The organism is Desulfobacterium sp. N47 (assembly GCF_051233685.1).
Taxonomy (GTDB): domain Bacteria; phylum Desulfobacterota; class Desulfobacteria; order Desulfobacterales; family RPRI01; genus RPRI01.
The window spans coordinates 1-7,759 of the sequence record NZ_JBAMMY010000073.1 but is presented as its reverse complement, the minus strand read 5'-3'; the positions used below and the strand labels follow the sequence as shown (position 1 = coordinate 7,759).

Below are 7,759 nucleotides of genomic sequence, written 5' to 3'. Positions count from 1 at the left end.
GGTTTCGAAATCAACCAGATCTTTTGTATGACCTATAAGCACAAAAGGCTTATAACCCAATGGATTTCGTTTATCTTCTTTAATAACTTTTTCCATCATACAAGTGAGTTCGTTTATTGTCATACGACAGAAATCAAATTTCAAGGGGTATTGAAAGCGACAATAATCCCAAATGCGATATAACTTTTCTTTTTTTGATTGAGATGCTGCAAAACTTTTTTGTTGCATGACGACGCGTTTGGCAGTGAGCATTTCCATAGCCGGTATCATTTGAGTCATTATTGGTATTTCCAACATAATTCCCTTCGGATCAGGCACATTCACATCGTCTGTGAACTGCCAATAATAGCCGTTTTCCAAGGCTCTGCGATAGTCCAGTTTATGTTGATGCTGTACGCCGCCTTTAAATACGGATGAATCAATTTTTATACACCCCGTTCGGCCAGTATTCTTGAAGTAGTTTGTGCCGGTTGGAACAACCAGTTTCCCGCCCGGAAAGATAGCGGAGTAAAGTCAGCTTTATTTATAATGTTTCGTAAGTAAGCAATTGAACGATCGATGATTTGATCTATTCGTTTTTCCGGTAGTTTACATAGATTATATTCAGTATAGTCGAGGCACCACTTTTGATTTTCATATCGCGCATTGTACCATTGCGGATGAAGGTGAAGGGCTATTTCATGGCCATTCGTATGCAGTTTTTGCACTTGATGTTTTACATCATTTATAACAGGATCTGTTTTAAACAGTTCTATTTGTTCCAGCTCGGCAGCTTCGACAAATACTACAAATTTTACTCCGGCGCTATCGAATATCTCCGACAGCTTTTGCATCGGCTCATAAACCAGTTCCTTCAGGGTTCCTTCACCATTACCGTAGATTTCATAATCTATTGTGAAAATGCATTCGATCATAGTTAAGGTCAGTTTACAGTTTACAGTTTACAGTTGACGGTTTACGGTTGACGGATAAAAGCGGTTAACAGCTTACAGTTCACGGTTAAATAAGGTGTAAGGAGCCAAGGCATAAGGTACAAGGAAAAGATTAATAATTTTTTGCCGCTCACTCACAGAGCGTATAGAGTCATAGAATTTTTTTACTAATAAAAAACTTTTTACAAAGTTCCTTTAGCTTTAGCATTTGCTCTTTTTTTCTGAATTCCATCAATTCGCTGGAAACAGACCGCTGCGGCCTGGTAGCCATTGCCCACATATACCCTATGAAAAGCGAAGCTCCTCCAATCAGGAAAGGTTCACTTTTGATATGGCGGACAGACCGCAAAAACTGCCATAGAGGATGGGAACCCATCAGATAATCATGATAGCCGCTTTTTATAAGAGCCTTAAAATTAGAATGTTTCCCAGCTTGGGTTTTTTTTAGATGATCACAGGTTTTTTCTGTAAAAGTTCGTGTTTGCCAGCCTTTCATTCTTGCAGTCATTACGGCGTTTAGATCAATTCCTCCCATTTTTAATGGAGTGTAGCCTCCAATAGCTTCAAAACATTCTTTACGAAATAATTGACAGGCTCCGGATACATGATCAAGGCTTGCAAAGCGAAAATCATATTGTTTTCCCTCTTCTTGAAAAGGGGTGCCGCCAACACCTAAACGAGGGTTATCAGCAAATTTGTTAAGCAGAAAAGAAAAATAGTTATCATCGAAAGCTATATCAGCATCCAGATTGCCTATGATATTAAAATCAATATTTTTAACTTTTTCATATCCTGCATTAAATGCATGAACTTTTCCTGCAAAGTGACGTTCTTTGCGCTCAGGCATTTGTAATAGTTCAATCCAGGGATGCTCTGAAGTATATTTTTTTACTATGTTATCTGTGTTATCGGTTGAGCCGTCACTGACAATGATCCATTTTAAAGGCAAAACCGTCTGGCTTATTACCGACTTAATTGTAAGTTCAATATAAGCTTCTTCATTACGTGCTGGAGTGATTAGGACATAGGTTGGTTTACGGTTCACGGTTTCCAGTTAAGAAAAAGGTGCAAGGAACAAGGTTAAAGGTTAAAAATACAGCTCATAAGTTCGTGAGTTCATAAGTTGATAAGGGAAAGCAATGTTCAAGGAGCAAGGTTCAAGGCTGTTTATACTTCATAGTTTTCTTGAAGTATAGAAAGAGCGTACAGCATCCAAGCCTGGGACCACCGCATGTATGGTATTCTAATTTTAAAAAACTTCTTTTTCTGATAGTAAAAGTATCCTCGTTTATCCCACATATTAGCCATCGTCCAGTCAAAAATATGATTGGCAAGATCTAAGTTGTTATCATCAAGAGATTTAAATTCAGCCAGAGTAATTATACTATATGCTATGGCGTGAATATCTATAGGATATAGTTGATTATTAAAATATTTGGGTAATCCGTCTTTCGTGAATAGATTTTCTTTGTAAAATCGAAATCCTTCTTGTATGTTTTTATTATATTCCGTGGTTTTTGTGTATTCTGAAAATCTCTTTAGTGCAATAAGGTTGTAGCCTGTATGAAAGTTATCGACCCATTGTTGTTTTTTATCTTCACCGTAAACCCATGACCCGTCTTCACGCTGTCTGCGGGCAGAAAATCGAACGGCACTTTTGGCGGATTCTAAATACTTTTCTTCATGGGTTATGCTGTGAAGTCTTGATAAAAAGGCAGCGCCCAAAAGGTTTGCATTATGAACCTGGCCGGTATCAAAGGGAGTATAGCTGAAACAAAGTTCATCTTTGTTTCTATAAATATTCAGTCCGTTTAAAATAAAATTTCCCGAACTGACAGCCATGTCCAGATATTTATCATCATTAAATTTTTTGTAGGCGTCTAACAGCGCATTTCCTGCAAATGTTGTACATATAATATTAGGAGAATATTTAGGCAGAAAGAATTGTCTGTTCTGCCAGTCAAAATTATATCCCCAGCAATGATAATCAGTATCCCGGCTTCTCATTTCAATTAATCGATTTAACAAATTAATGATCTGGCGGTCATTTTCCATTAAATTGAGATTATGAAGTTTGATAAGAGTTGAACAAAACAGGGCTAATCCTTTGGGGTTTTGCGCTTTTGGTACAAGAAATATATGGCGAAGATTGACAGGAGATCTTTTCATTGCCTGTATGAAAATAAGCCTGCTGATCCTGTTTTTTAATAAAGGAAGAGTTTCAAAAATTTGGCTGTTAAGCCCGTCAAAAGGATCGAATCCGGCCCAGTTGTTCTTTTCGCAATATTTCAGTAGGGTTAAAATAGTTTGCTTAATTGAATGGTTTAAGCTCATGCGCTCATAAGTTCGTAAGTAAGAAATGGGTCCAAGGAGTCAAGGATTCCAGGGTGCAAGGATAAAGAGAAAGATAGCTCATGAGTTGGTAAGTTCATAAGGATAAAGGCACAATGTTCAAGAAGCAAGGTTTCATCAGAAATGTTTTGGTAAACCAGCTTGTTTCAATACGGCATTGGCTGTGTGACGAGATTTGATATTATTATCAACAACAAATTTTATCTTGGTTATCGGGCTAAACCAAATTTCGTGGTCACCCTTTCCGTAACGATGAAATCGGCATCCAGCTTCCTGTAAATATTTCTTTAATTCTTTAGTATAATCAGCCACTAATGCCTGCCATTTGGGCAGTTTCAAATCTTCTTGTGAGGATTTCAAAAGGCACTTCATATCCTCGTACTATACCATTTGCATCAAGAAGCTCAGGAATCAATGTTTTCAATTTCTCAATGAGTGCCTCTAAATTATCTTCCTCAGTAGCAAGCCCTGGAACATCGTCACTAGTTGCAACCCATACACGGGCTTCTTCGTCCCATTCAGCTCTTACAAATAATGGTTTTTGAACCATTTTATTACCTCATATTATTTTATTAGTTCAAATTGATACTGGATCAAATATTTATCTTTGTGATCTCTGTGTACTCTGAGAGATTGTTTAATGGGCTATCAATATTTCCATGATTCTCTTGCTTGTCCGGCCATCCCATAGTTCAGGGATTGCACCGGCCGGGTGCTTTCCTTCCAGTATGCGGTTTATGTCGTCTTTGATGTTTTCAAGGCAAGTAAGTCTGTTTGTGCCGACTGTAACCGTAACTGGGCGTTCGGTATTTGGTCTTAACGTAAGGCATGGAACTCTGAGAAAAGTTGTTTCTTCCTGGAGCCCGCCTGAATCCGTTAATACGAATTTACTTTTTTCAGCAAGCCCTATGCTTTCAAAATATCCTACCGGCTTGCAAAGTTTGAGCTTAGTCTGCTGATCAGGTGAAGGAAGTAGTCCATATTGCTTTAGATTTTTTTCTGTTCGCGGATGCAGGGGGAAAACAACCGGAAGTTTTTTGGATAACTCAACAAGATTTTGCATTATCAGTGAAAGCGATTCTTTATTATCAACATTTGAGGGCCGGTGCAGTGTAACGAAAACATATTTATTTTTTTCAAGCCCGTATTGTGTATATGGTTTAAGATCTCTTGCCTTTTTCAGATTTATTATCAACGTATCTATCATTATATTTCCGACACACTTTATTTTTTCGGGAAGAACGCCCTCTCTTAATAGATTCCGATCTGCATCCTCAGATGGTGTGAGCAATAGATCGGCTAGTGCATCGGTAACAAGCCTGTTTATTTCTTCCGGCATTGACCGGTCAAAACTTCTCAGTCCTGCTTCAATATGTGCGACTTTTATTCCCAATTTTGAAGAAACCAGAGTGCAGGCCATAGTTGAATTCACATCACCTACAACTATGACCCAGTCGGGTTTTTCCTGAAGGCATACTTTTTCAAATCTTGTCATTATTTCTGCAGTCTGTACAGCATGAGATCCCGAACCTACCTCCAGGTTGAAATCAGGGCTGGGTATTTCCAGTTCCGTAAAGAATGCTTCAGACATCTTCAGATCATAATGCTGCCCTGTATGAACCAGAAGGTGTTCGATATTGATTTTGTTATTTCCATCAATGCTGTTTTGTTTGCGGATTTCATGCAGCAGGGGAGCTATTTTCATGAAATTCGGTCTGGCGCCAACTACTAAGATTAATTTTAAATTATTCATTTTTTATATTAGGTGTATAGACTTAGGGCTGAAGGCTTAAGCCTAAAGATTAAAGGGTGATGTCTGAAGACTTAGAACTAAAGGCTGTTAGTGTTTTCTTAGGGCACGAATCAAACTATTCAAGACCTTCTCGGTTTCTATGACTTTTGGTTCAATCAGAGATGAATCCCGTACGCACAAGAACCCCAAACGCTTTGATAAATTTAGTTGATAATGTAGTTCTTTCAATGACCCAAAAGCTATATTGAGAAATCTTAGATAATCCGCCTCCGGCCTATTTGTCTTCTTTTAATACTGTTTCAATGATTTCAACTATTTTATCACGAGCGTTATGATTATAATTCTGGAGGTTATCTGATTGCAGTCTTTTCTTAAGTAAAACTTTTGTCCGAACATCTTTAACGCTTTCTAAAAGCACCAGGCGTCCGTTTTCGGAGAGATATCGGTCCACCGCACCGATTTTGCCTCTGAATATGCTGTAAACAGGCACACCAAGCGCGGCAGCTTCCCGATTCATAGTGCCGCCTCCGCTGATAACCAAATCTGAATGCCAGATCAGATTCAGCCCATCTACAACATGTTCCGGAAATATTATTTTCCCGGAATTACACATCTGAGACCAGTTATTCTTCACCCACGCTGTTTGCTTTTTTTCATTCCTGGGTAAAATAACCATACGGGCATTTTCATGCTTACCCAAGAAATTAATAGTTTCTTCAAACAGCAATTCACTTTCAGGATTGTGATAATGTGCTTCGGTAGCCGGAGGGCGAATAGTAACCAGCAATTCCTCCTTATTTATGCCTAATTCTTTCAATATAGTTGGATCAGGCTTAAAATCGGGTGCATAAACATCTTCCTTGATTCCGGGGTATTTAAAAACAGCTTTAGTGTATCCTTTTACTGCATCGTTGGAAATCATTTCAGGTACAACAATGTATGTAGGTTTAGCAACTGTTTGTGTGAATTCGTAATCTGCTATTACCATAGTGGGTATGTTTAATATGGATGAGATCAACACCTGAGATCTTGAGCCGTGGGAAACGGCTATATCAGGTTTTTCATTTAATACGGTAGGCATTAGTTGAGATGACCTTATTAATAACCCAGCAACTTTCAGCGCTTTATTTTTTCCATAATGACGGCCGATTTTTTTATAATCCACTTTCATGAGATCAGCAAGTCCGCATACCTGAAAACAATCTCTTGCCGTTATAATAACAGTATGGCCATGTTCCCTGAGTTTATCTATTATTGGTTTGAAAAAGGGAACATGAGGGGAGTTATCTAAATCTATCCATATTATTTTTATATTTTTATTTAACAAAGTATTACCATTCATTTATTGCGATCCGAAGTTATCGGTCCAAAATCGTGCCATATCTTTTGGGAGTGCGTGCCAATACTGTCCTTCGTATTTGGATTTAATGTATTCAAGAAATTCGGTATAAAAACCAAGAGGATATTCTTCATAATGCAATTGCCCATCAAAACTGATGTAGTTTGGATGAGTAGTAAAGAGGGCCATGCCTCCGTTTTCTGCTATCCAGTCCAGTTTGTTTTTCCATATATCAATGTTTTTCTCCCGCATAAGTATGTATAGCAGGAAATCCTGCGGGAGAGTGTAGGGAAGTTCTATATAGTCCTTTTGTTTTGAATTGCCGGATACCCGGAAGGGAAAAATTGTATGCACGCCATCCGGTTGAGGTTCAAAGGGATCCGTATCAAATGTAGAGCAATCATATTCAATATTTAACTCATGCAACATTTCAAGATCATGGTACATGCTAGGGCAGCGGAAACCAGCGGCATTCCATTCCTTTAAGCAGCGGTTAACCTCTGCTGCCTGTTTCCGAAATATTGCTGTTGACCGAAAAGGATTTTTATCATGATGCAGGCCGTGTACACCAACCTCAAAGCCCCGTTCAGTAAGATATTGACGTAGTGCTTCGGAAACAGGGTAGTCTTTTGCCACAAAATTAAATGACGACCTGAAACCAAAGCTTTCATCTGCTTCCGCCAATTTTTTACAATTATCATGTCCTTTTGCATTTTCTACATCATGTGTCAAGACAAGAGCAAATTTTTTTTGATCAGGCCATCCCGCCCAGCCTTGCGGAGGCTTTGCAGCTCTTTCATCTACTGGCCATACATCTTTATATTTATGGCGCTTTCTCATCAAGACCATGCGCCGGATATAAATCTGCAGCCATCGGGGTAAGATATTTTTTATCAGGTAGTAGGATTGCATAAAAGCGGTTTTCGGTTGACGGATAAAAGCGGTTGACAGTTGACGGTTGACGGTTGACGGTTAAAAGCAGTTGACGGTTGACGGATAAAAGCGGTTGACGGTTTACGGTTTACGGATAAAAGCGGTTTTCGGTTGACAGTTGACGGTTGACGGTTAGAAGCGGTTGACGGTTTACGGTTGATAAATTTACATTTATTTTAATGAACTGTGTAATCGCTGAAGCATTTTGGATATAGATTTTAATTCATCTATCAATTCTTCAGCAACTCCAATAGATAATATATTAACCTTTTGTGAAATATAAACTTGTGTTCTTAGCTCGGCAGCCGAACCAAGAGCTATGTTTATGAATCTCTTGAAATCCGGGGTGCTTTTTCTTTCGGCTCCTTCTGCAATATTAGATGGGATAGATATGGATGAACGGAGCATTTGATCTTTTATTCCGTAATCACGGCAGTTTCTCAACAACTC

General features: G+C 38.7%; 10 protein-coding genes and 1 pseudogene. All 11 read right to left on the bottom strand.

All coding sequences use genetic code 11. From position 1 onward, the window contains the following. Positions 1 to 360 (bottom strand): hypothetical protein (locus VXK47_RS04445; RefSeq protein ID WP_435547566.1); only part of this gene is annotated, 360 nt, incomplete at its 3' end. A 65-nt stretch (positions 361 to 425) separates the two neighbouring features. Then, a complete protein-coding gene (locus VXK47_RS04440) occupies positions 426 to 914 on the bottom strand; it encodes a hypothetical protein (protein WP_435547565.1) in 489 nt (162 codons plus the stop codon). Positions 915 to 1,083: 169 nt separating this feature from the next. Further along, positions 1,084 to 1,977 (bottom strand): glycosyltransferase, encoded by an 894-nt coding sequence (locus VXK47_RS04435; RefSeq protein ID WP_435547564.1) that lies wholly within the window; start codon positions 1,975 to 1,977, stop codon positions 1,084 to 1,086. Between the two features lie 122 nt (positions 1,978 to 2,099). Beyond that, entirely contained in the window at positions 2,100 to 3,266 is a 1,167-nt protein-coding gene (locus tag VXK47_RS04430; protein ID WP_435547563.1) for a hypothetical protein, read from the bottom strand. 135 nt (positions 3,267 to 3,401) lie between these two features. After that, positions 3,402 to 3,596: a type II toxin-antitoxin system HicA family toxin gene (locus tag VXK47_RS04425; RefSeq protein ID WP_435547562.1), complete on the bottom strand. Its 195-nt coding sequence runs from the start codon at positions 3,594 to 3,596 to the stop codon at positions 3,402 to 3,404. After that, positions 3,589 to 3,834: a DUF1902 domain-containing protein gene (locus tag VXK47_RS04420; protein ID WP_435547561.1), complete on the bottom strand. Its 246-nt coding sequence runs from the start codon at positions 3,832 to 3,834 to the stop codon at positions 3,589 to 3,591. The genes VXK47_RS04425 and VXK47_RS04420 overlap by 8 nt, the downstream gene beginning before the upstream one ends. Positions 3,835 to 3,921: 87 nt before the next feature. Next, positions 3,922 to 5,037, bottom strand: coding sequence for a UDP-N-acetyl glucosamine 2-epimerase (gene wecB, locus VXK47_RS04415; protein ID WP_435547560.1), 1,116 nt, complete (start codon positions 5,035 to 5,037; stop codon positions 3,922 to 3,924). Positions 5,038 to 5,124: 87 nt separating this feature from the next. Further along, a pseudogene (locus VXK47_RS04410) lies at positions 5,125 to 5,298 on the bottom strand (four helix bundle protein); the annotation flags it as partial. Positions 5,299 to 5,311: 13 nt separating this feature from the next. Beyond that, the gene (locus VXK47_RS04405) at positions 5,312 to 6,379 is read right to left on the bottom strand and encodes a DUF354 domain-containing protein (protein WP_435547559.1); all 1,068 of its coding nucleotides are present in this window, start codon (positions 6,377 to 6,379) and stop codon (positions 5,312 to 5,314) included. Next, complete coding sequence (locus VXK47_RS04400; RefSeq protein WP_435547558.1) at positions 6,380 to 7,219, bottom strand: hypothetical protein; 840 nt, start codon at positions 7,217 to 7,219, stop codon at positions 6,380 to 6,382. Positions 7,220 to 7,480: 261 nt separating this feature from the next. Further along, a partial coding sequence (locus tag VXK47_RS04395) for a four helix bundle protein (RefSeq protein ID WP_435547557.1) occupies positions 7,481 to 7,759 on the bottom strand: 279 nt, incomplete at its 5' end.

What these genes read in the sequence shown, in the direction of transcription:
- VXK47_RS04440 (WP_435547565.1), bottom strand. Translation starts at nt 914, where the DNA reads ATGATCGAATGCATTTTCACAATAGATTATGAAATCTACGGTAATGGT.
- VXK47_RS04430 (WP_435547563.1), bottom strand. Translation starts at nt 3,266, where the DNA reads ATGAGCTTAAACCATTCAATTAAGCAAACTATTTTAACCCTACTGAAA.
- VXK47_RS04420 (WP_435547561.1), bottom strand. Translation starts at nt 3,834, where the DNA reads ATGGTTCAAAAACCATTATTTGTAAGAGCTGAATGGGACGAAGAAGCC.
- wecB (WP_435547560.1), bottom strand. Translation starts at nt 5,037, where the DNA reads ATGAATAATTTAAAATTAATCTTAGTAGTTGGCGCCAGACCGAATTTC.
- VXK47_RS04405 (WP_435547559.1), bottom strand. Translation starts at nt 6,379, where the DNA reads ATGAATGGTAATACTTTGTTAAATAAAAATATAAAAATAATATGGATA.